This is a genomic window from Bacillus sp. mrc49, from assembly GCF_002803435.1.
Genome location: NZ_PHNG01000743.1, coordinates 1 through 1,282 on the forward strand (window position 1 = coordinate 1; position 1,282 = coordinate 1,282).

Here is a 1,282-nt window from a genome sequence, read left to right on the forward strand (position 1 = left end):
CCATCTACAGTGAAATACTTAAAATGTAAAACGTCTTTTTGTGGCAGCTCCAAGGTTTCCCCATTGTCAGATACATACTTATAAATAATGTTATGGCCGTTTGTTTCCCCGGTCATGCGACTGACCGCTAGAAAGTCCAATCGTAACGGCTGGCCCTTCTTATCCCGAATTATGCGGGCGTAGCTGTTGCCGTTTAATAGCATGTTTGCAGCTAAAGCAAATTTAAAATGAAAAGCTGTAGAAATATCATTCGGTTTAACATTAAGTAAATAATTCAAGTCATTATTTTCTATAGTTAACCCATTTTCTTTTAGCTCTATTGGATTTGTGGCTAAGTCTGACGCTAATATTTTTACAGCTGTAAAGACGTCACTATTCTTTATTGCAGCAATGCCAGTGTAAGAAACGCCCTCGTTACTCGTATAACTGACCAAGGCGTCTAAAAATGGATCGTTTGAAGTTGCTTTAATGCCTAACTTTTGAAAAAAAGCCATTATCGACTCGCTCCTTTATCTAACAAAATAGCAATTAACACAAAAAAAGAACCGGCTGTAGCCAGTCCTAATATTGGGCCAAATAAAAAGGCTGCCCCATCTAACAAGGCTAGCCCCAAAATGAAAATAATAGAATGGATGTTAGCCAATAGGCCGCCCCCTACTTCTTTTAATTTCGATTTGCATCGTTTCGCAACTTTTATAAATTTCGTTTTTATAACTTCTTTAAGTTTCGATAGCTTCATATTATTTTTATCTCCTTAAAAACTAAATTCCTCACTTGTATAAAAATCGTTATAATCGACGCCACTTTCTAGCGCGGTCATGGCCTGAGTAAAGGCGTTCAGAGCTGCAGCTAGTGGATCTATTTTATTACGGTTCATTTTCTTATCAATCATAACCGTATCATTTTGAACTAAAGTGATAGCGTTATTAATAGCAATGTTTAAAAGAGGGTTGTTTGTATGCGCTATGTTCTTTTCAAATACATCGACTTGAAATTGTTTTGTAGCTGGGCTTAAAGTCTTCCAGCCCTGGCGTACTGCAACCAATGGGTATAGATCCTCTAATTCTGTAATAAAAGGCGCCGCGCTCCATTCATCATAAAAGATCCCTTTCACATTAAAGTTAAATCGTTCTACAAGGGAATGAATAAAATTAATAACGTCTTTATAATCAATAATTCCGCTTTCCTTCGTCGTGATCGTGCAAAAACCTTCAGTTTCTAGAGCTGAATAGTCTATTTTATCCCGCTTCATTTTGTTTTCCAGGCCCTCTTTAGTTCCTAC

Annotated in this window: 3 protein-coding genes; all 3 read right to left on the minus strand. The window is 37.1% G+C overall.

All coding sequences use genetic code 11. The features are described from left to right. A partial coding sequence (locus CVN76_RS21760; protein ID WP_157805754.1) for a phage portal protein occupies positions 1-494 on the minus strand: 494 nt, incomplete at its 3' end. Then, entirely contained in the window at positions 494-739 is a 246-nt protein-coding gene (locus CVN76_RS21765) for a hypothetical protein (protein ID WP_100533035.1), read from the minus strand. The genes CVN76_RS21765 and CVN76_RS21760, both read right to left, overlap by 1 nt. Positions 740-754: 15 nt before the next feature. Then, a partial coding sequence (locus CVN76_RS21770) for a terminase TerL endonuclease subunit (protein WP_232732415.1) occupies positions 755-1,282 on the minus strand: 528 nt, incomplete at its 5' end.

What these genes read in the sequence shown, in the direction of transcription:
- CVN76_RS21765 (WP_100533035.1), bottom strand. Translation starts at nt 739, where the DNA reads ATGAAGCTATCGAAACTTAAAGAAGTTATAAAAACGAAATTTATAAAA.